The sequence below is a fragment of the uncultured Flavonifractor sp. genome, from assembly GCF_944387675.1.
Classification (GTDB): Bacteria; Bacillota; Clostridia; order Oscillospirales; family Oscillospiraceae; genus Flavonifractor.
Genome location: NZ_CALXFV010000014.1, coordinates 1 through 19,867, shown reverse-complemented (window position 1 = coordinate 19,867; position 19,867 = coordinate 1). Strand labels below are relative to the sequence as shown.

Genomic DNA, 19,867 nt, shown 5'->3' with positions numbered 1-19,867 from the left:
TTACAGGCTCTTCAGCACCCCTGCCTCCTCGTTGAAGGCGGCAATCAGTTCATCCAGCTGGGCGGCCTGGCCGTGAATGCCCTTCCAGGTCTTGTCCTCGTCATACCACAAATCGTTGAGCTCGTGCATGTCGCGGCCCTGCTGCTCCACCCAGGTATAGTATTTCAGGTTGTGGATGCGCTTGCGGTCGTAGTAGCCCAGCTCCGCCATGGAGTCGGTGCGCAGGCCCAGCAGGTGCAGGGCGTGGTCCACTGCGGCGGCCTTGTCGGAGTAGGGGCCGTTGGCCTCCTCCAGCTCGGCGATGCGGGAGCGGTACATGTCGGCGGAGTCGGTGAGGACGGTGGCCACCACATCGCGCTCGGTGAGCTCGTAGTACTTGGCCAGCTTCACGCAGCACAGCACGTTGGCAATGCCGGAGATGCCCAGCAGGGAGAGCTGTGTCATGGTCTCCTCCGGCACCCCGGCCTCCTTCAGATAGGCCAGGCCGGCGGGGTCGTTGAACAGCCGCAGCAGCCGCTGGGAGTCCTCGTCGTCAATGGCGATGACCAGGTCGGTGTTCTTTACGTTGTGAATCCAGGGGATGTGCTTGTCGCCGATGCCCTCGATCCGGTGGTCGCCAAAGCCGTTTTCCAGAATGGTGGGACACTGGAGTGCCTCCCCCACCGCCAGCTTCATCTGGGGATAGACCTCCTTCAGGTAGTCCCCGCAGCCGATGGTGCCGGCGGAGCCGGAGGTGAAGCAGGCCCCCGCCAGCCGGTCGCCGGGGCGGCGGATGGCCTCAAAGGTCTCGGCAATGGCGCTGCCGGTGACCTGATAGTGCCACAGGTGGTTGCCCATCTCCTCAAACTGGTTGAAGATCATGCAGTCCGGCTCCTGCCGCAGCTCCCAGGTCTTGTCGAAGATCTCCTTCACATTGGACTCGCAGCCGGGGGTGGCGATCACCTCCCCGGCAATCTGGCTGAGCCACTCAAACCGCTCCTTGCTCATGCCGGCGGGGAGAATGGCCACCGACTTGACCCCCAGCAGCTTGGAGTTGAAGGCGCCGCCCCGGCAGTAGTTGCCGGTGGAGGGCCACACCGCCCGGTGATAGGTGGCGTCAAACTGGCCGGTGACCAGCCGGGGGAGCAGACAGCCGATGGAGGCCCCCACCTTGTGGCAGCCCGTGGGGAACCACTTGCCCACCAGAGCCACGATCCGGGCCTTCACGCCGGTGAGGGCGGAAGGCAGCTCAATGTAATTGGGTACCGCCTGGTACAGCCCGCCGGACTGGGTGGGCTGGTTCTTCCAGGTAATGCGGAACAGGTTGGCCGGGTCCACATCCCACAGACCCACCCCTTTCAGCCGGGTCTGGATCTGCTCCGGCACCGTCTCCGGGTGCTTCATGTTCTCAAAGGTGGGGAGGACAATTTTATGCTCCCGGGCCTTTTGAATGTTATGTGCCAGCGCCTGCCGGTTTATGGTCAGGTCAATCATCAGCCGAGCCCTCCTTGCAAAGCGATATAGTTACTTCCATGATAACACAAGACGGGCGGAAATCAAGCAAAACCGCTCTTTCCTTTTGCCCGCCGGTAGGGTATACTGGAGGTATGAAAAAGGAGGTGCGTTCCATATGGAAGTCGGGAGAAGCATCCCCCGGGTGGACGCCGCCGACAAGGTGACCGGCCGCGCCAAATATACCGACGACCTCTGCCCCCGGCCTGTGCTGGAGGCCAAGATTCTGCACAGCACCATCGCCAACGGCTGGGTCAAGTCCATGGATATTTCCGCCGCCCAGGCTCTGCCCGGAGTGGTGAAGGTGCTGACCTGCTTTGACGTGCCGGATCTCCAGTATCCCACCCCCGGCCACCCCTGGAGTGTGGAAAAGGCCCATCAGGACGTGTCCGACCGGAAACTGCTCAGCCGCCGGGTGCGTATCTACGGGGATGACATCGCCGCCGTGGTGGCGGAGGATGAGGTCACCGCCCAGCGGGCGCTGGAGCTTATCCGGGTGGAGTATGAGGAGTATCCCGTGATGCTGGAGCCGGAGCAGGCCATGGCCCCCGGCGCCGTGGCCATTCACGACGAGCATCCGGACAATATCCTGGCCAAAATGGACCTGCGGACCCCCATCACCGACCCCCGGTATGAGAATGTGGAGCAGGTGCTGGAAGATGAGACGCTCTGCCAGTTCCGGGGCCATTACGAGACCCAGCAGGTACAGCACTGCCACATTGAAAACCCGGTCTCCTTCGCCTGGATGGAGGGCGGGCGTATTCACGTGGTGACCTCCACCCAGATTCCCCACATTGTCCGCCGGGTCATCGGCCAGGCTCTGGGCATCGGCTGGGGCGGCGTTCGGGTTATCAAGCCCTACATCGGCGGCGGCTTCGGCAACAAGCAGGAGGTGCTGTACGAGCCCCTGAACGCCTGGCTCACCACCCAGGTGGGGGGCCGCTGCGTCCGGCTGGACGTGAGCCGGGAGGAGACCTTCCGGAACACCCGCTCCCGCCACCCAATCTCCTTTGACGTGGCGGCGGCGGTGGACAAACAGGGCAGGCTGATGGCCCGCTCCTGCACCGCCATTTCCAACCAGGGGGGCTACGCCTCCCACGGCAACGCCATTGTGGCCAACGCCGTCACTGGGTTCCGGCAGCTCTACCCCGACCAGGTGGGCCACCACTCCACCGCCTACACAGTGTACACCAACCGACCCGCCCCCGGCGCCATGCGGGGCTACGGCATCCCCCAGTGCAACTTCGCCGCCGAGTGCATGATGGAGGACATCGCCCTGAAATTCGGCTTTGATCCCATCCAGCTCCGGCTGAAGAACATCATGCCCCTGGGATATGTGGACCCCTTCAACGGCATTACCTGCCACTCCACCGGCCTCAGAGAGTGCATCCTCAAAGGGGCGGAGACCATAGGCTGGGAAGCGCTGCGGGCGCAGTACAAGAACCAGACCGGACCGGTGCGCCGGGGGGTGGGCATGGCCTGCTTCTCCTACAAGACCGGGGTGTATCCCATCTCCCTGGAGACCGCCTCCGCCCGGATGGTGCTCAACCAGGATGGCACGGTGGGCCTCCAGCTGGGGGCCACCGAGATCGGCCAGGGGGGCGACACGGTATTCTGCCAGATGGCCGCCGAGAGCATCGGCATCCCCACCGAGGACATCCACATCATCTCCTTCCAGGACACCGACACCGCCCCCTTTGACACCGGGGCCTACGCCTCCCGGCAGACCTACGTCACCGGCAAGGCCATCCAGAAGGTGGGCGCCCAATTCCGGCAGAAGCTGCTGGACTATGCCGCCGAGCTCTTCCCCGAGGCGGAGGGGCTGACCATTGCCCGGCGGTTTGTGACCGACGGGGCGGGGGAAAAGCTCCTGTCCCTGGCCGACCTGGCCACCACCGCCTTCTACTCCCTGGAGCATTCCGTCCACATCACCGCCGAGGACACCAACCACTGCAAGGAGAACACCTTCGCCTTCGGATGCTGCTTTGCCCAGGTGGAGGTGGACATCCCCGTGGGCAAGGTGAAGGTGCTGCGGCTCATCAACGTCCACGACTCGGGCAGACTCATCAACCCCGCCCTGGCGGCGGCCCAGGTCCACGGCGGCATGTCCATGGGTATGGGCTACGCCCTCACCGAGGAGATGAAGCTGGACCCCAAAACCGGCAAGCTGCTCAACGGAAACCTGTTGGACTACAAAATGCCCACCGCCATGGACCATCCCGACCTCACCGCCCTGTTCGTGGAGACGGAGGACCCCTCCGGCCCCTTCGGCAACAAGGCCCTGGGGGAGCCGCCGGCCATTCCGGTGGCCCCCGCCATCCGCAACGCGGTGCTCAACGCCACCGGCGTGGCGGTGAACACCCTGCCCCTCTCCGCCCAGAAGCTGGTGGAGGAGTTTACGAAAGGAGGGCTGATCGGCCATGTATGATATTGCGTCCATCTATCAGGCCACGTCGGTGGCCGACGCCATCCGCGCCCTCCAGGCCGACCCCGGCGCCATCCTCATCGCCGGGGGTACCGACGTGCTCATCAAGATTCGGGAGGGGAAGCTGGCCGGCTGCGCCCTGGTGTCCATCCACGAGCTTGGGGAGGAGCTGGGGGGCATTACCCTGGCGGACAACGGCGACGTGGAGATCGGACCCCTGTCCACCTTCCGGGACGTGACCTACAGCCCGGTAATCCGCCAGTACATCCCTGTGCTGGGGGAGGCCACCGACATGGCCGGCGGACCCCAGCTGCGGGCGGCGGGTACCATCGGCGGCAACGTGTGCAACGGCATCACCTCCGCCGATTCCGCCTCCACCCTGATGGCTCTGGACGCGGTGCTGGTGGTCCGGGGTCCGGCGGGGGAGCGGAAGGTTCCCATCGCCCGGTGGTACAAGGGCGTGGGCAAGGTAGATCTGGCTCATGACGAGCTGCTGGTGAAACTCGTCATTCCCCGGGAAAACTATGCCGGCTTTACCGGCCACTACATCAAGTACGCCCAGCGCTCGGCCATGGACATCGCCACCCTGGGGGTGAGCTGCCTGGTGAAGCTGAGCGGGGACAAGCAGACCGCCGAAGCCGTGAAGCTGGCCTTCGGCGTGGCCGGGCCGGTGCCGATGCGCGCGCCCGCCGCCGAGGCGGCGGTGTCCGGCCTGCCCATTGAGGCGGCCATTGAGAACATCGGGCCGGCCGCCCTCCAGGATGTGAATCCCCGCACCAGCTGGCGGGCCTCCCGGGAGTTCCGGCTCCAGCTGGTGGAGGAGCTGTCCGGCCGGGCGCTGCGGGAAGCGGCGCGGAAGGGAGGCGCTGGGGTATGATGGAGATTCTGCGCTGCACCGTCAACAACAAGCCGGTGGAGCTGGGCATTGACCCCCGGGAGTCCCTGGCGGACACCCTGCGGCAGCGGCTGGGCCTCACCAGTGTGAAGAAGGGCTGCGAGGTGGGGGAGTGTGGGGCCTGCACCGTCCTGGTGGATGGGGTGGCCATTGACTCCTGCATCTACCTGTCCGTCTGGGCTCAGGGCAAGACCATTCTTACCGTGGAGGGACTCCAGAACGAGAACGGGGAGCTGACCCCCCTTCAGAAGGCCTTTGTGGAGGAGGCCGCCGTCCAGTGCGGCTTCTGCACCCCCGGCATCATCATGAGCGCCGTGGAGATTGTAGGCTCCGGCAAGCTGTATACCCGGGACGAGCTGCGCAAGCTCATCTCCGGCCACCTGTGCCGCTGCACCGGCTATGAGAACATCCTCAACGCCGTGGAGCGGGCGGTGAATGAGGCCCACAAGTTTGTGGGCGAAAAGGAGTAAACCGGCAAAAAAAGACCTGCGGCTGCACGCCGCAGGTCTTTTTTTGCCAGATTAGCACATGGGCTTCAGGTCGGGGGAGACGATCAGGGTGGCCTCGGTAGCGGCCTGCACCTGCTCCACGGTGAACTCGGGGTTGATCTCCACCAGCTCCAGACCCTTGTCGGTCACGTTGATCACGCCCATCTCGGTGATGATCTTGGTGACGCAGTGCACGGCGGTGTAGGGCAGGGGGCACTTCTTCAGGATCTTGGGGTTGCCCTTGGCGGTGTGCTCCATGGCCACGATGACTTCCTTGGCGCCCACCAGCAGGTCCATGGCGCCGCCCATGCCGGGCATCTTCTTGCCGGGAATGATCCAGTTGGACAGGGAACCCTCCTCGTCCACCTCCAGGCCGCCCAGGATGGTGGCATTGACGTGGCCGCCCCGGATGAAGCCGAAGGAGGTGGCGGAGTCGATGTAGCAGCCGAAGGTGTCGGCGCAGGCGGGGGAGCCGCCGGCGTCAATCTTGTACTTGGGCTCGGCATTCTCGGCGGAGGGCTTGGGGCCGGTGCCGATGATGCCGTTCTCGGACTGGAGGATCACGTGGACGCCCTCGGGCAGAAAGGCGGGGACCATGGTGGGCAGGCCGATACCCAGGTTGACAACGTCGCCGTCCTTCAGCTCTTTGGCGACACGCTTGGCAATAAAGCCCTTGATCTCAGACTTATCCATTACAGCTTCCCTCCATCCACGATGTAATTGACAAAGGCACCGGAGGTCACAACGTTCTCGGGCTCAATGTCACCGATCTCCACCAGGTTGTCCGCCTCGGCGATGACCACATCGGCGGCGGTAGCCATGACGATGTTGAAGTTGCGGGTGGTACCCTTGTACCAGATGTTGCCGAACTTGTCAATCAAGTGGCCGCCCAGCAGCGCAAAGTCGGCGCGGATGGGCTTCATCAGCAGATACTCCTTGCCGTCAATGGTCTGCTTGCCCAGGCAGAAGGGGGACTCCTCCACAATGGTGCCTACGCCGGTGGGAGTGAGCACGCCGCCCAGACCGGCGCCGCCGGCCCGGATCATCTCCGCCAGGGAGCCCTGGGGGATCAGGTCCACCTGAAGGGTCTTCTCCACCATGCCCTGGGTGCCTACGTCGGGAGTCATACCCACGTGGGTGGCGATGACCCGCTTGACCTGGTGATTGTGCACCAGCTTGGCCATGCCGTAGAACTCCTCCCCGTTGGGACCCACCGCCATGCCGCAGTCGTTGCCGATGATGGTCAGATCCTTGGTCCCCTTCTTGGCCAGGCCCTCAATAATATGATGGGCGCTGCCGCAGCCCAGGAAACCGCCGTACATGATAGTGGCGCCGTCGGGAATCATGTTGACAGCTTCCTCTACGGAAATTACTTTATTCTGCACGATTGTTACCCTCCTAATATAAAAATGAAGGAATCCGGGTGTAGGTGTGCCGGGCGGCGCCCGGCACACCTACTTGTTATGATTTTAACACTTTTCAAACACGGTGGCAACACCCATGCCGCCGCCGATGCACAAAGTGGCCAGGCCGCGCTTGGCCTCGGGCCGCTTGGCCATCTCGTGGAGCAGGGTGACGATGATCCGTGCGCCGGAGGCGCCCACGGGGTGGCCGATGGAGATGGCGCCGCCGTTGACGTTGACCTTGCTCATGTCGAAGCCCAGCTCCCGGGCCACGGCGATGGACTGGGCGGCAAAGGCCTCGTTGGCCTCCACCAGGTCGATGTCCTCAATGGTCACGCCGGCCTTGGCCATGGCGTTGCGGGAGGCGGGAACGGGACCCACGCCCATGATCTTGGGGTCCACGCCGCCCTGGCCCCAGCCGATCAGCTTGGCCATGGGCTTCAGACCGTATTTCTCCACAGCCTCGCCGCTGGCCAGCAGAACGGCGGCGGCGCCGTCGTTGATGCCGGAGGCATTGGCGGCGGTCACCCGCTGCACGTGCTGCTTGGTGTCCGCCTCGTGGACCTCCTTCACCTCAAAGGTGTGTACGATCTCGTCCTCCACACCCTCGGGACCCACGGGGAAAGCGCCCCGCAGCTTGGCCACGCTCTCCATGGTCACGCCGGCCTTGGGGAACTCGTCCACCTTGAACTCCACCATTTCCTTCTTCTTCTTGATCATCACCGGCACGATCTCGTCCACAAACTTGCCGGCGGCCTGGGCGGCCTCGGTCTTGTTCTGGGAGGACACGGCGAACTCGTCCATCTCCTGGCGGGTGATGCCCCACACGTCGGCGATGTTCTCAGCGGTGGTACCCATGTGATAGTTGTTATAGGCCTCCCACAAGCCGTCCTTAATCATGGTGTCCACTACCTTCTTGTCGCCCATGCGGGCGCCCCAGCGCTCGGCAGGCAGGGCGTAGGGGGCGGCGGACATGTTCTCGGTACCGCCGGCCACGATCACGTCGGCATCCCCGGCCAGAATGGCCCGGGCGCCTTCGATGACGCTCTTCATGCCGGAACCGCACACCATACCCACGGTGTAGGCGGGGACGGAATAGGGGACCCCGGCCTTCACGGCAACCTGGCGGGCCACGTTCTGGCCCTGGGCGGCGGTGAGGATGCAACCAAACATGACCTCGTCCACCTGCTCGGGCTTCACGCCGCCCCGGTTAAGGACTTCCTTCACCACCACGGCGCCCAGGTCGGCGGCGGGCGTGTCCTTCAGGCTGCCGCCAAAGGAACCCACGGCGGTACGGCAGCAGTTGACAACATAGACTTCTTTCATGTAGACAGACCTCCAGATATGTTTTGATTTTTTCCCATGCAAAAACACCCTTCAAGCAAGATTATACCTCCCCATTTAAGAAAAATCAACTGGAGAGTGAGGGATTTGTAACAGCTCTCCGGCGGATTTGTGCAAAATTTCCGGCCTTATTTCCGGCCTTTCCGCCGGGCCGCGGCAAAGAAAACGCCCTGGACGGTCCGCCAGTCCGGCGGGCCGTCCAGGGCCGGGGTTTTTATGACTCGCTCAGCCGGAGCTGGGCCTGGGAGAGGAGCATGGTGTCCGGATCAATTCCGTATTTCTCCAGCACCGCCAGGGTGTTGGAGGCGCTCTTCTGGAGGGTGATGGTGATGATATAGGTGCTGGCCTGCTGGGCGGAGCCGGCGGGGGCGGTTTCGGAGACTCTGACGGTGGCGGGCTCTTTGGTGCTCTCGGCCACCCGGTAGGTCAGCTCCAAATCGCAGTAACAGCAATTTTCCAGCCGCTCCCGGTCCTCCAGCAGGTAGCGCCGCCCCAGATCTCCGGCGGCCAAATCGGCCCTGACGGCCTGCTCCAGCTCGGCCAGGGCCTCGGCGGGCAGATACTCCTCGGTAAAGCCGCTGCGCTGGTTGGGGCCGGGGTACTCGTCCTGCCAGACGGCGGTGAGCACCGCGTCCACCAGCCGGTCGTCCCCGGACACGCCGCCCAGGTACATCTCCTCCGACAGGCCGGGGGTGTTGAGCAGGGTCTGGAGCATGGCGTCGGGAGAGGCGGCGTCGGCCAGGGTTTCCGCCGTCACCGGCAGGTAGTAGTACCGCTCCATCACCGAGCCGTCGGTGAGGGTGTAGGTCAGGCGCAGGTCGGTGCCGTAGGCGGTCTGCACCTCCAGCCCGTCGGCCTCGTCAATACTCCAGCCGCCGGTGCGGACGTCGGTCTGCTGCTCCAGCCAGGCTTTTTCCTCCGTAATCCGCCGGTGGAGCCGGGTCACCTCCTCGATGAGCTCGGGGTCGTCGATGCCGTAGGTGGGATACCGCAAGTCGTCGTCGGGATAGGTGCGCACTCCGGACACAAACACCGACTTGACCTGGGCGGCGGCGGGTACCCGGGTCTCAAAGCCGAAGCCGTCCAGCTCCATCAGGCACATGGCGGCGGTGAGGCAGGCCAGGAACACGGCGCAGCCCTTCCAGCAGGGCCGGAACACCCAGAAGCTCTTGTGCAGCAGCATGGCGGCCACAAAGCAGCCGAAGGCTCCCCAGAGCAGCATCCACACCAGCAGCGCCCAGGCGTTCCGGGGCAACAGGGAGGAGAAAATGCTGTCAAACATGGTACCCAGGGCGATGGCGCAGCAGAAGGCCACCCCGTACTGGAACACCGGGCGCACCCAGCTTACGCTCACCACGTCCCCCGCCCGCTCCAGCTGCCGGCGGCGGTACACCGCCAGGGCCAGGCCGGCGAAGACCAGGCCAACCAGGGCCAGCAGGAACACATAGCCCAGGCCGGTGAAGCAGGGGTCGGTATTGACCGTGCCGTAGTCAATATCGGTGTGATAGGCCAGAAAGACCAGGGGGGTGAGCCAGACAGCCACATCCTCCAGCCAGGAGGCCCCGGTAAAGCCGAAGAGGAACCGGCTGGCCATATCCTGAAACAGGAAGCACAGCCCGGTGGCCAGCACATTCAGGATGCCGTAGAAGGCAGGCAGGGCCAGAATGTGGCCGGTGAACATGGCGCAGAACACGGCGAAGGAGTAGAAAAACAGGTTCAGACAGCTGGTGACCACCAGCCAGGTGAACAGGCTGCTGAACACCAGGATGCCGAAGGCAGACTCCACCGCCACCGCCGTCAGAAAGACCACCGCATTGGGTACAATGAGGAAGGCCAGCCCCGACAGGTAGTTGGTGAGAAACAATCCCTCCCGCCGCATGGGCAGCGAATGGAGAAAGGCGGCGGAGCGGCTGGAGTAGAGGTAGGAGAACACCGCCATGGCCGCCAGGATGCCGAACAGGAAGGCGAAGGTGGCGGCCGCGCTGAGGGAGCCGGTCAGAAAGCCCAGGGGGAGGATGCGGGTGTCCGCCCGGCTCATATATTCCCCGTTTACCAAAATATTTACCGGCAGCAGCATCAGCCACAGCAGGCCGTACAGCCCCCAGATGGGCCAGAACCGGGCCAGGTTCTTCCGAAACAGGGTGAAATTAAAGTACGATGTCCCGGACCGCATAATCCTCACCTCCCAGCTCATAAATAAAGATCTCCTCCAGGGTCAGGGGCAGGGCCTCCATCAGAATGGGGGCAAAGGCGGCCAGCCGGTTGGTGACCTCGGTGGCGTTGCCCCGGATGATGAGGGTGTGGATGCGCCCCACCTGGGACACGTGGAGCACCTCCAGGTCCTCCGGCAGCTTGGGCAGCTCCCGCTCCTGGAACACCACCTGCATCTTCACCACGTTCTCCTGCAAATCGCTGAGGGAGCGCTCGATGAGCACCCTGCCGTGGGACAGGATACCCACGTGGTCGCACACGTCCTCCAGCTCCCGCAGATTGTGGGAGGACACCAGCACCGTGGTGCCGTGCTCGGCCACGTCTCCCATGAGCAGGGACCACACCTGCCGGCGCATCACCGGGTCCAGGCCGTCCACCGGCTCGTCCAGCACCAGCACCTCCGGCCTGCAGCACAGGGCCAGCCAGAAGGCGGACTGCTTCTGCATGCCCTTGGACAGGCGGCGGATGGCCTGCTTTTCGTTGACGGTGGAGAACACGTCCTTCAGGGCCTGATACCGGCTCTGGTCGAAGCGGGGGTAAAAGCCCTTGTAAAAGCGCATCATGTCCCGGGTGGAGGCGGAGAGGAAGTAGTACAGTTCGTCTGGGATGTTGGCAATGCGGGCCTTGGCCGCCGGGTTTTCGTAAATGGGGTCCCCCTCCAGCAGCACCGAGCCGGAGTCCTGCCGGTACACGCCGGTGACATGGCGCAGCAGGGTGGACTTGCCCGCCCCATTGGGTCCCACCAGCCCGTAGATGGAGCCTCTGGGTACCGTCATGGTCAGACCGTCCAGCGCCCGGAATCCGTCGAAGGTCTTCACCAGGTTTTTGGCTTCAATCATTGCCCTCTCTCCTCTCTGGCGTTCCGGACGCCGGCGGCCTCCTCCAGCCGCCGGGCCAGCTCCGCCGCCGTCATGCCCAGGAACAAAAGCTCCGCCGCCGACGCGTCAAACTGCTTGAGCAGCCCCTCCCGCCGGGCGGCCTTCACATCGGCCTGGGGGGCGGCGAAGGAACCCTTCCCCGCCACGGTGTAAAGATAGCCCTCCCCCTCCAGGGCCTCATAGGCCCGCTGGATGGTGGTGGGGTTGATAGCCAGGGCGGAGGCCAGCGCCCGCACCGAGGGCAGCTTGTCCCCCGCCTGCAAAGCCCCTGTCACCACCAGGTGACGCAGGCCGTCCTTCACCTGCTCATAAATGGGCCGGGCGTCCCGGTAATTGAGTTGGATCATGCCTCCGGCTCCTTTCGGAAACTGTATGATGTGGAATGGTACAGTCAGTATACCCGGGGGCGGCGGGAAAGTCTTTAATTATTTCTGACGTTTTCCTTTCACTTTTGCGCCCGGCCCAAAAACGGCAAATTTCCAGTGACAAGGGGGGGTGGCGGGGGGTATAATGAGGACAAACCGGAGGGGAGGGAAGAAGACATGCGGGAGGAGGGCTGGCAGGCCTATCTGGCCTGTGTGGGGGAGCTGCTGGTGTCCCCCCAGGTGCAGGCCATGCGTCAGATTCACCACCACCCGGGGGTGAGCTGCTATGAGCACTGCGTGTTTGTCTCCTACACCGCCTTCCGGCTGGCGGAAAAGTGGGGGGGCGACCGGCGGGCGGCGGCCCGGGCGGGGCTGCTCCACGACCTCTATCTGTACGATCCCAAGAGCCTGCCCTCCTACCGGCAGTGCTTTGTCCACCCGGTGGCCGCCCTGCGCAACGCCTGGGCGCTGTGCGGAGAGCTGACTGCGGCGGAGGCAGACGGGATTTTGTGCCACATGTGGCCCATGGCCCGCCACATTCCCCGCTGCCGGGAGGCGGCGGCGGTGTGCCTGGCCGACAAGCTGTGCGCCACGGCGGAGCTGCTGCGGATCTGGCGGGCCACCCGCCTGCGGCGGGCGGCCCTGGCCGTCCGGCCTGCCCGGGGCGTACAGTTTATGTAAAGAATCCGGCCGAAATTCCCCGGAAATTGTGAAAGGCCACCAAGAGTAAAAATCCGGTGGTTTTTTTTGAAAAATCCGGTGCTTTTTTTTTCGGGGTTTGTTATAATCGTAGTAGATGGGAATCTTTTCTTCGATTGAGGTGAGCCTGTACGATGAACGCGACTGGAGCGGTGATCTTTCTGCCCCGGGAGGGGACCGGCGTTTCGCTGATGTTACAGGAGCTGTTGTTTGACCCTGCCGCCCGCTGGCTGGCCCAGGCATTGTCCGGGGCCGGTGTGGAGCGGTTTTTTGTGGTCTGCCACAGTGACGACCAGGCCCAGGCCCAGGCCTGCTTCCCCGCCGGTACGGAATTTGTCACCGGCGTGAGCCAGGACGCGGTGGAGCAGCTGGTGCGGTTTCTGGAGTCGCTGGAGGGCAAGGTGCTGGTGCTGACCAAGCCGGTGCTGCTGGACTGGCAGGAGGCCGGTCAGCTGGTGTCCGACCAGAACGCCGGCGCCCTGGATAATCGGGACACCGGAATCTACCGGCTGGACGCGGCGGCCCTGGGGACGGCCCTGGGGGAGGGTGTGGGCCTGGAGGAGGCCCTGCGGGAGAACGCCGATATGCTGGGCGGCCGCAGCGTGTGGTTCCAGGGCGGCTACCCCCTCCGCCCCGGCTGGGCCGGCCGGGCGGAGGCCGAGATGACCGCCCGGCAGTACGGCGCCGTCCGCCTGATGCGGGCCGGCGTGCGGGTGATGGACCCCAACACCTGCTATGTGGGACCCCAGGTGCAGGTGGGCAAGGGCACGCTCCTCCTCCCCGGCACCATACTCCAGGGGGAGAGCGTCATCGGCGGCGGATGTGAGATCGGACCCAACACCGTGATCCGGGACTGCGTGGTGGGCCGGGGGGTGCGGGTAAACGCCTCCCAGCTCACCGGCAGCACGGTGGAGGCGGGCGCGTCGGTGGGACCCTTTGCCTATATTCGCCCGGGCTGCCATGTGGGACCCGGCGTCAGAGTGGGGAACTTTGTGGAGCTGAAGAACGCCACCGTGGGGGAGGACAGCAAAATCTCCCACTTGGCCTACGTGGGCGATGCCGACGTGGGCGCCGGGGTGGACATCGGCTGCGGCACCGCCACGGTGAATTACGACGGCGCCCAGAAGTACCGCACCGTCATTGGGGACAACGCGTTCATCGGCTGCAACACCAGCCTGGTGGCCCCGGTGCGGGTGGGGGAGGGGGCGTACACCGCCGCCGGCAGCACCATTACCGACGACGTGCCTGCCGACTCTCTGGCCATTGCCCGCGCCCGCCAGATGGTGAAGAAGCAGTGGGCGGCCAAGCGCCGGACCCGCAGAAGGTAAACGCATCCCGCAGGGATGGAAATATAGAGATTTACGTGAGAGGATGTTTGAAGAAATGATTGCACACGGTAAGGACATCAAGATCTTTTCCGGCAGCTCCAACCCCGCTCTGGCCGAGGCCATCTGCAAGGAGATGGGATTGGAGCTGGGCAACGCCGAGGTGGGCGCCTTCTCCGATGGGGAGAACTATGTCTCCATTTATGAGACGGTCCGCGGCTCGGACGTGTTCGTGGTTCAGTCCACCTGCTCTCCGGTCAACGACAACCTGATGGAGCTGCTCATCATGATCGACGCCCTGAAGCGGGCCTCCGCCGGCCGGATCACCGCCGTGGTCCCCTACTTCGGCTACGCCCGCCAGGACCGCAAGACCAAGCCCCGGGACCCCATCTCCGCCAAGCTGGTGGCCAACCTCATCACCCGGGCGGGGGCCGACCGGGTGCTCACCATGGACCTGCACGCCAACCAGATCCAGGGCTTCTTCGACATCCCCGTGGACAATCTGCTGGGCAATCCCATTTTCAGCAACTACCTGCACGAGCGGTACGCCGGCCAGGAGGAGAACGTGATTGTGGTCTCCCCCGACGTGGGTTCGGTGGCCCGCGCCCGGGCCTTTGCCCAGAAGCTGGGCATGGGCCTGGCCATTGTGGACAAGCGCCGCCAGAAGGCCAACTCCTCCGAGGTGATGAACATCATCGGCGACGTGCGGGGGAAGAAGGTCATCCTATTTGACGACATGGTGGATACCGGCGGGTCCCTGTGCGGTGCGGCCCAGGCCCTGGTGGAGCTGGGGGGCGCCACCGAGGTGGTGGCCTGCGCCAGCCACGGCGTCCTCTCCGGCCCGGCGGTGGACCGGATTGAAAAGAGCGTCATCCGGGAGGTCATCTTCCTGGATACCGTGCCGCCCCGCCCCGGTGTGAAGTGCGACAAGATCAAGTACCTCTCCGTGGCCCATATGTTTGCCGAGGCCATTGAGCGCATCTACGAAGAGGTCTCCGTGTCCAAGCTGTTTGTGTAAAAGGGATTCCTTATGATACCGGCCAGGAGGGCGGGGGCTTGCCCCCGCCCTTGCCTGTCCTGAGGAGCAGGTATGTTTTTCAACAAAAATCGAACCTCCGGGGTGGAGTGGCTGCTGGTGGGCCTGGGCAACCCGGGGGACAAGTACGAAAATACCCGGCACAACGTGGGCTTTGACGCCATTGATGCCCTGGCGGAGGAGCTGCGGGTGCCGGTGCAGAAGCTGAAGCACCGAGCCCTCACCCAGACGGTGGAGCTGGGCGGGGCAAAGGTGCTGCTGATGAAACCCATCACCTACATGAACCTGTCCGGCGAGGCGGTGGGGGAGGCGGCCCGGTTCTACAAGATCCCCCCGGAGCGGGTCCTGGTCCTCTCCGACGACGTGTCCCTCCCTGTGGGGAAACTGCGCGTGCGCAAGAGCGGCTCCGCCGGAGGTCACAACGGCCTGAAGAGCATCATCCAGCACCTGGGAAGCGAGGCGTTCCCCCGGATCAAAATCGGGGTGGGCCAGAAGCCGCACCCCGACTACGACATGGCCGACTGGGTGCTGGGAAAATTCACCGGGGAGGACCGGAAGCTCATTTCCCAGGCAATCGAGCGGGCGGGCCAGGCGGCGGAGTGCTACATTGCCTACGGCCCCGATCAGGCCATGAACCGGTTCAACGGCTGAGGGGCTGTTGCCAAATCGTAACTTGCTTTTTCCCATAGTCCCGGTTAGCATAGGGAAAGCGGGGCCTGTGTCTCGCTTTCTTTTGCTGTGTCCAGGCGGGAGGGAAGAACCATGGCCAAGCGCAGACAGTTTTATCAGCTGAGTCCGGTGTGCTACCGGATCTCTCTGTGGAAGGAGGGGCTGCTCAAGTCCCTGGCCGACCGGAAGTCCGGCTTCCGGGCCGCGGAACTGCGGCAGGAAGAATCCCTGCCCGTCATTGTGAAAAGCCACCGTTCCCCGGTGCTGCGGCGGCTGGAGGGGGTGGACATGGCCCTCCAGCGGAGCAAGCGGGCCAACCTGGCCCTGGCCGCCGGATGCATTGACGGCATCGTGATCCGGCCGGGGGAGAGCTTCTCTTTCTGGCGGCTGGTGGGGGACCCTACCGCTAGGCGGGGGTTTGGACCCGGCCTGACCATCGCCGGCGGCCGGGTGGGTACCGGTGTGGGGGGCGGGCTGTGCCAGGCGGGCAACCTGATCCACTACCTGGTGCTCCACAGCCCCCTGACGGTGACCGAGCTTCACCACCACTCCGACGCGCTCTTTCCCGACGACCGGCGGCGGGTCCCCTTCGGCACCGGCACCTCCATCTTTTATCCCCACATCGACTACCGCTTCCGCAACGATACCGGCCAGCCGGTCCAGCTGCGGCTGTGGCTGGAGGAGGACGACCTGTGCGGCGAGCTGCGCAGCCAGATCCCCTTCCCCCTGCGCTACCGCCTGCGGGAGGAGGACAGCCACTATGTGAAGGAGGGGGCGGACTACTACCGGGTCAGCCGGGTGTACCGCCTGAGCCTGAACGGGGCCGGAGAGCAGGTGGACAAGGAGCTGCTGCTGGACAACCACTCCAAGGTGCTCTTTGACCCCGCCCTCATTCCCCCGGACCAGCTGTGGGAGGCCGCCCCATGACCGGGTTTTTGCTGGAGCGGGTGCGGGCCAACAGCCTGACCCTGGGAGACCGGCCCGCCCTGAGGGCGGGGGCGAACACCATCCGCTGGCGGGACCTGTGGCCCATGGCCCAGGGCCTGGCCGCCCGCCTGCGGGAGGCGGGAGAGGGTCCGGTGGCCCTGTCCGGCAGCCCGGACCGGGTATGGCTCCCGGCGGCCTTTCTGGCCTGCCTCATCGCCGGGCGGCCCTACCTGCCCCTGGACCCCGGCCTGCCTCTCCGGCGGCAGCGGGAGCTGGCGGCGGGGCTGGGGACCCAGTGGCTGGAGGAGGGGGAGGCCCTGGCAGGCTTCGCCTCCGGCCTGAGCTGCCGCCCGGCGGAGAATGAGGAGCGGCTTGCCTACCTCCTGTTCACCTCCGGCACCACCGGCGCTCCAAAGCCGGTGGGCATCAGCGTGCGCAACCTGGAGTCCTTCCTCCGCTGGGCGGTCACCCTGCCCGGCCTGGCGGACAGCGCCGGGGAGACGGCGGTGGGCCAGGCGGCCTGGTCCTTCGACTTGTCGGTGGCCGACCTGTACCTGGCCCTGACCCGGGGCGGCACCCATGTGGCCCTGACAGAGGGGGAAAAGGGGGACTATCCCGCCCTGCTCCGGCAGCTGGAGAGCTGCGGTGTCTCCCTGTTGGTAACCACCCCCACCTTCCTGCGGCTGTGCCTGGCCGAGCCCGGCTTTTCCCCGGAGCGGCTGCCCGGCCTGCGGACGGTGTTCGCCTGCGGGGAGGCCCTGCCCCCCGCCGCCGCCCGGCGGCTGCTGGACCGCTTCCCCGGCTGTACGCTGCTCAACGCCTACGGCCCTACCGAGGCCGCCTGTGCCGTCACCGCCATCCCCATTTCCCGGGACATGTGCGGCGGCCCCCTGCCCATCGGCCGGATGGGGGAAGGGGCGGTGTCGGTGACCCTGGAGGAGGGAGAGCTGATCCTGACCGGAGAGAGCGTGGCCCCCGCCTTTGGAGGCCGTTACGCCACCGGCGATTTGGGCTATGTGAAAGGGGGCCTGCTGTACTGGGCGGGCCGGAAGGACCACCAGCTGAAGTACAAGGGCTACCGCATTGAGCCCGCCGAGATCGAGGGGGTCCTGGAGTCCCTGCCCGGCGTGGAGCGGGCGGCGGTGCTCCCCCGCCGGGGTCCCGGCGGGGAGGTGCGGGGTCTGACGGCCGTGGTGGAGGGTTCCGCCCGCACGGAGACCCTGCGGCATGGCCTGGCCCGGCTGCTGCCCCCCTGCAAATGCCCCGGACAGTGGGTGCGTCTGGACTGCGTCCCCCTGACCCCCAACGGAAAATGCGACCGGAAACGGCTGGAGGAGATGATACAATGAGCCTGGAGGACTCTGTCCGGGCCTTGCTGGTCCGGGCCTGCGGTACTCAGCAGGTTTTGCTGCCCGGGACTGACCTGCTGACCGAGGAGCTCTTGGACTCTCTGGCCTTTATTGAGCTGCTGGAGGGCCTGGAGGACCTGGGGATCACCCTCCAGCCCACCCGCATTCCCAAAGAGCGCTTCCGCACCGTGGACAGCATCCTGGCCCTGGTGCGGGAGTATGCCGGGTAGCCCCCGGACCCGCCGCTCCGGGGTCCGTGCGCTTATGACTTCCAGATTTTACTATATCGTGCGAGGTGTACCATGAAACAACTGCTCTCCGCCCTGCGGGATATTCCGGAATACCGCGCCTTGACGGCGGCCATTGACAACGGGGCCTGCCCGGCGGCCTTTACCGGCCTGTCGGCGGTTCACCGCGCCCACTTTGCCGCCGGACTTCATCAGGAGCTGGGGCGGCCGGTGGTGGTGGTGTGCGCCGACGAGGGAGAGGCCCAGCGGATGGAGCGGGACCTGGCCGCCCTGTCTGGGGAGAAGGTGGCCGGGCTGTCCGCCCGGGAGTTTACCTTCCACAACGCCGCCGTGGTAAGCCGCCAGTATGAGCACCGGCGGCTTTCCGTGCTCCGGTCCCTGGCGGCGGGGGAGTGTCCCCTGCTGGTGTGTACGGTGGAGGCCCTGCTCCAGCGCACCATGCCCAAGGTGCTGCTCACCCAGGCGGCCCAGGTGCTGCGGATGGGGGAGAGCCATGAGCTGAGCGGCCTTGCCCACACCCTGTCCGCCGCCGGATACACCCGCTGCCAGCAGGTGGAGGGGGTGGGGCAGTTTGCCCTGCGGGGGGGCATTCTGGACTTTTTCTCCCCTGCCCATCCAAAGCCCGTCCGGGTGGAGTTTTTCGGGGACGAGATTGACGCCATGGGTCTGTTCGATGTGGACACCCAGCGGCGGATTGAGAATCTGCCGGAGGCGGAGATTCTGCCCGCCGCCGAGGTGCTGCCCCAATTTGCCCCCGGGGGCTTCGGCGGCCTGCTGGAGGGGCTGGACAGCCTCATTTCCCGGGTAAAGCGGCGGAAGGGGGGTGACCGGCTGCTGGACACCCTGGAGGAGGACCGGGAGAAGCTGGCCCAGGGGATGAGCTTTCCCGCCATGGACCGGTATCTGGAGCTGATCTACCCTCGGATGACCACGGCCGCGGACTACCTGCCGGAGGACGCGGTGGTGGTGCTCAGCGAGAGCGGCCGGGTGGCCGAGCGGGGACAGAACTACCTGTGGCAGCTGGGAGAGGACACCAAGACCCTGCTGGAGCGGGGGGAGCTGGCGGGGGAACTGGCCAGGCTGGCCCGCACCCCGGAGGAGCTGTGGGAGACGCTGGAGGACTGGCCGGTGTGTTGCCTGGACGCCTTCCCCTCCTCCCGGTATCCCCTGCGGCCCCGGACGGTGCTCAACCTGCTGGCCAAGCAGCTGCCCTCCTACGGCGCCAGCCTGGAGACGGCGGTCTCCGACCTGGCCCACTATCTCTCCGACGGCTTCCGCACCGTGGTACTGGTGAGCAGCGAACAGCGGGCCTTGAATCTGCAAAGCCTGCTCCGGGAGCAGAAGATGACCACCGCCGTGGACTTCCAGCTCCACGACCTGCCCCCTTACGGCAAGGCGGTGATCGCCGTGGGGGGGATTTCCGCCGGGATGGAGTACCCGGTGGGGCGCCTGGCGGTGCTCACCGAGGGACAATCCGTTTTGGGGAAGCGGCGGAAGAGCAAACCGGTGACTAACCGGCAGAAGCTGAACTCCTATGCCGACCTGTCCCCCGGGGATCTGGTGGTCCATGAGCACCACGGAGTGGGCCGCTTCCTGGAGATGGTAAAAATGACGGTGGACGGGGTGGAGAAGGACTTTGTCAAGATCGCCTATGCCGGTACCGACGTGCTCTACGTCCCCGCCACCCAGCTGGACCTGGTGAGCAAGTACATCGGCTCGGGGGAGGACGCCCAGGAGACCAGGAAGCTCTCCCGGCTGGGCGGCACCGATTGGGAGAAGGCCAAGACCCGGGCCAAGAAGGCGGTGAAGGACCTGGCCAAGGGCCTGATCCAGCTCTACGCCCAGCGGCAGCGGCAGCCCGGCTATGCCTTCTCCCCAGACTCGGCCTGGATGAAGGAGTTTGAGGACCAGTTTGAATACGCCGAGACCGACGACCAGCTGCGGTGCATCGCGGAGATCAAGGCCGACATGGAACAGCCCCGGCCCATGGACCGGCTGCTGTGCGGCGACGTGGGCTACGGCAAGACCGAGGTGGCTTTCCGGGCCATTATGAAGTGCGTGCTGGACGGCAAGCAGGCCGCCATCCTGGTCCCCACCACCGTGCTGGCCCGGCA

18 protein-coding genes are annotated in these 19,867 nt (G+C 65.3%); 11 read left to right on the top strand and 7 right to left on the bottom strand.

Annotated features, from left to right (window positions below):
* A complete protein-coding gene (locus Q0J74_RS02715; RefSeq protein ID WP_297210231.1) occupies positions 1-1,473 on the bottom strand; it encodes a pyridoxal-phosphate dependent enzyme in 1,473 nt (490 codons plus the stop codon).
* Between the two features lie 136 nt (positions 1,474-1,609).
* On the opposite strand from Q0J74_RS02715, the gene xdhA reads away from it, so the two are divergent.
* The 3 genes from xdhA to xdhC are packed head-to-tail and all read left to right on the top strand — an operon-like array spanning position 1,610 to position 5,281.
* On the top strand, positions 1,610-3,919 hold the full coding sequence (xdhA, locus tag Q0J74_RS02710) for a xanthine dehydrogenase subunit XdhA (RefSeq protein ID WP_297210228.1): 2,310 nt from the start codon (positions 1,610-1,612) through the stop codon (positions 3,917-3,919).
* On the top strand, positions 3,912-4,793 hold the full coding sequence (gene xdhB / locus Q0J74_RS02705; RefSeq protein ID WP_297210225.1) for a xanthine dehydrogenase subunit XdhB: 882 nt from the start codon (positions 3,912-3,914) through the stop codon (positions 4,791-4,793). Before xdhA ends, xdhB begins: the two co-directional genes overlap by 8 nt.
* Positions 4,790-5,281 carry a xanthine dehydrogenase subunit XdhC gene (xdhC, locus tag Q0J74_RS02700; RefSeq protein WP_297210222.1) on the top strand — a complete coding sequence of 164 codons (492 nt, stop codon included), beginning with the start codon at positions 4,790-4,792 and terminating at the stop codon, positions 5,279-5,281. Before xdhB ends, xdhC begins: the two co-directional genes overlap by 4 nt.
* Before the next feature lie 51 nt (positions 5,282-5,332).
* On the opposite strand, the gene Q0J74_RS02695 is transcribed toward xdhC, so the two are convergent.
* From Q0J74_RS02695 to Q0J74_RS02670, 6 genes are all read right to left on the bottom strand, one after another.
* Positions 5,333-5,992, bottom strand: a complete 660-nt coding sequence (locus Q0J74_RS02695; protein WP_297210219.1) for a 3-oxoacid CoA-transferase subunit B — start codon at positions 5,990-5,992, stop codon at positions 5,333-5,335.
* The gene (locus Q0J74_RS02690; RefSeq protein WP_297210216.1) at positions 5,992-6,684 is read right to left on the bottom strand and encodes a CoA transferase subunit A; all 693 of its coding nucleotides are present in this window, start codon (positions 6,682-6,684) and stop codon (positions 5,992-5,994) included. The genes Q0J74_RS02695 and Q0J74_RS02690 overlap by 1 nt, the downstream gene beginning before the upstream one ends.
* A gap of 84 nt (positions 6,685-6,768) precedes the next feature.
* Complete coding sequence (locus Q0J74_RS02685) at positions 6,769-8,028, bottom strand: acetyl-CoA C-acetyltransferase (RefSeq protein ID WP_297210213.1); 1,260 nt, start codon at positions 8,026-8,028, stop codon at positions 6,769-6,771.
* A 232-nt stretch (positions 8,029-8,260) separates the two neighbouring features.
* Positions 8,261-10,219, bottom strand: coding sequence for an ABC transporter permease (locus tag Q0J74_RS02680; protein WP_297210210.1), 1,959 nt, complete (start codon positions 10,217-10,219; stop codon positions 8,261-8,263).
* On the bottom strand, positions 10,194-11,096 hold the full coding sequence (locus Q0J74_RS02675) for an ABC transporter ATP-binding protein (RefSeq protein WP_297210207.1): 903 nt from the start codon (positions 11,094-11,096) through the stop codon (positions 10,194-10,196). The genes Q0J74_RS02680 and Q0J74_RS02675 overlap by 26 nt, the downstream gene beginning before the upstream one ends.
* Entirely contained in the window at positions 11,093-11,482 is a 390-nt protein-coding gene (locus Q0J74_RS02670; RefSeq protein ID WP_297210204.1) for a GntR family transcriptional regulator, read from the bottom strand. Before Q0J74_RS02670 ends, Q0J74_RS02675 begins: the two co-directional genes overlap by 4 nt.
* Positions 11,483-11,677: 195 nt before the next feature.
* Between Q0J74_RS02670 and Q0J74_RS02665 the strand changes: the two genes are divergently transcribed.
* The 8 genes from Q0J74_RS02665 to Q0J74_RS02630 form a co-directional block, all read left to right on the top strand.
* Positions 11,678-12,181 (top strand): HD domain-containing protein, encoded by a 504-nt coding sequence (locus Q0J74_RS02665; protein ID WP_297210201.1) that lies wholly within the window; start codon positions 11,678-11,680, stop codon positions 12,179-12,181.
* 152 nt (positions 12,182-12,333) lie between these two features.
* The gene (locus Q0J74_RS02660) at positions 12,334-13,527 is read left to right on the top strand and encodes a DapH/DapD/GlmU-related protein (RefSeq protein WP_297210198.1); all 1,194 of its coding nucleotides are present in this window, start codon (positions 12,334-12,336) and stop codon (positions 13,525-13,527) included.
* 55 nt (positions 13,528-13,582) lie between these two features.
* Positions 13,583-14,542, top strand: coding sequence for a ribose-phosphate diphosphokinase (locus Q0J74_RS02655; protein ID WP_297210195.1), 960 nt, complete (start codon positions 13,583-13,585; stop codon positions 14,540-14,542).
* A 72-nt stretch (positions 14,543-14,614) separates the two neighbouring features.
* Complete coding sequence (gene pth, locus Q0J74_RS02650; protein WP_297210192.1) at positions 14,615-15,211, top strand: aminoacyl-tRNA hydrolase; 597 nt, start codon at positions 14,615-14,617, stop codon at positions 15,209-15,211.
* 111 nt (positions 15,212-15,322) lie between these two features.
* A complete protein-coding gene (locus Q0J74_RS02645; RefSeq protein ID WP_297210189.1) occupies positions 15,323-16,156 on the top strand; it encodes a VanW family protein in 834 nt (277 codons plus the stop codon).
* Entirely contained in the window at positions 16,153-17,505 is a 1,353-nt protein-coding gene (locus Q0J74_RS02640; protein ID WP_297210187.1) for an AMP-binding protein, read from the top strand. Before Q0J74_RS02645 ends, Q0J74_RS02640 begins: the two co-directional genes overlap by 4 nt.
* Positions 17,502-17,735, top strand: a complete 234-nt coding sequence (locus Q0J74_RS02635) for an acyl carrier protein (protein WP_297210183.1) — start codon at positions 17,502-17,504, stop codon at positions 17,733-17,735. The genes Q0J74_RS02640 and Q0J74_RS02635 overlap by 4 nt, the downstream gene beginning before the upstream one ends.
* 72 nt (positions 17,736-17,807) lie before the next feature.
* Positions 17,808-19,867: CarD family transcriptional regulator (locus Q0J74_RS02630; RefSeq protein ID WP_297210179.1), on the top strand; the 2,060-nt coding region annotated here is incomplete at its 3' end.

Bases quoted from the DNA above. Each gene is read 5' to 3' on its own strand.
- Q0J74_RS02715 (WP_297210231.1), bottom strand. From the start codon at position 1,473: ATGATTGACCTGACCATAAACCGGCAGGCGCTGGCACATAACATTCAA.
- xdhA (WP_297210228.1), top strand. From the start codon at position 1,610: ATGGAAGTCGGGAGAAGCATCCCCCGGGTGGACGCCGCCGACAAGGTG.
- xdhB (WP_297210225.1), top strand. From the start codon at position 3,912: ATGTATGATATTGCGTCCATCTATCAGGCCACGTCGGTGGCCGACGCC.
- xdhC (WP_297210222.1), top strand. From the start codon at position 4,790: ATGATGGAGATTCTGCGCTGCACCGTCAACAACAAGCCGGTGGAGCTG.
- Q0J74_RS02695 (WP_297210219.1), bottom strand. From the start codon at position 5,992: ATGGATAAGTCTGAGATCAAGGGCTTTATTGCCAAGCGTGTCGCCAAA.
- Q0J74_RS02685 (WP_297210213.1), bottom strand. From the start codon at position 8,028: ATGAAAGAAGTCTATGTTGTCAACTGCTGCCGTACCGCCGTGGGTTCC.
- Q0J74_RS02680 (WP_297210210.1), bottom strand. From the start codon at position 10,219: ATGCGGTCCGGGACATCGTACTTTAATTTCACCCTGTTTCGGAAGAAC.
- Q0J74_RS02675 (WP_297210207.1), bottom strand. From the start codon at position 11,096: ATGATTGAAGCCAAAAACCTGGTGAAGACCTTCGACGGATTCCGGGCG.
- Q0J74_RS02670 (WP_297210204.1), bottom strand. From the start codon at position 11,482: ATGATCCAACTCAATTACCGGGACGCCCGGCCCATTTATGAGCAGGTG.
- Q0J74_RS02665 (WP_297210201.1), top strand. From the start codon at position 11,678: ATGCGGGAGGAGGGCTGGCAGGCCTATCTGGCCTGTGTGGGGGAGCTG.
- Q0J74_RS02660 (WP_297210198.1), top strand. From the start codon at position 12,334: ATGAACGCGACTGGAGCGGTGATCTTTCTGCCCCGGGAGGGGACCGGC.
- Q0J74_RS02655 (WP_297210195.1), top strand. From the start codon at position 13,583: ATGATTGCACACGGTAAGGACATCAAGATCTTTTCCGGCAGCTCCAAC.
- pth (WP_297210192.1), top strand. From the start codon at position 14,615: ATGTTTTTCAACAAAAATCGAACCTCCGGGGTGGAGTGGCTGCTGGTG.
- Q0J74_RS02645 (WP_297210189.1), top strand. From the start codon at position 15,323: ATGGCCAAGCGCAGACAGTTTTATCAGCTGAGTCCGGTGTGCTACCGG.
- Q0J74_RS02640 (WP_297210187.1), top strand. From the start codon at position 16,153: ATGACCGGGTTTTTGCTGGAGCGGGTGCGGGCCAACAGCCTGACCCTG.
- Q0J74_RS02635 (WP_297210183.1), top strand. From the start codon at position 17,502: ATGAGCCTGGAGGACTCTGTCCGGGCCTTGCTGGTCCGGGCCTGCGGT.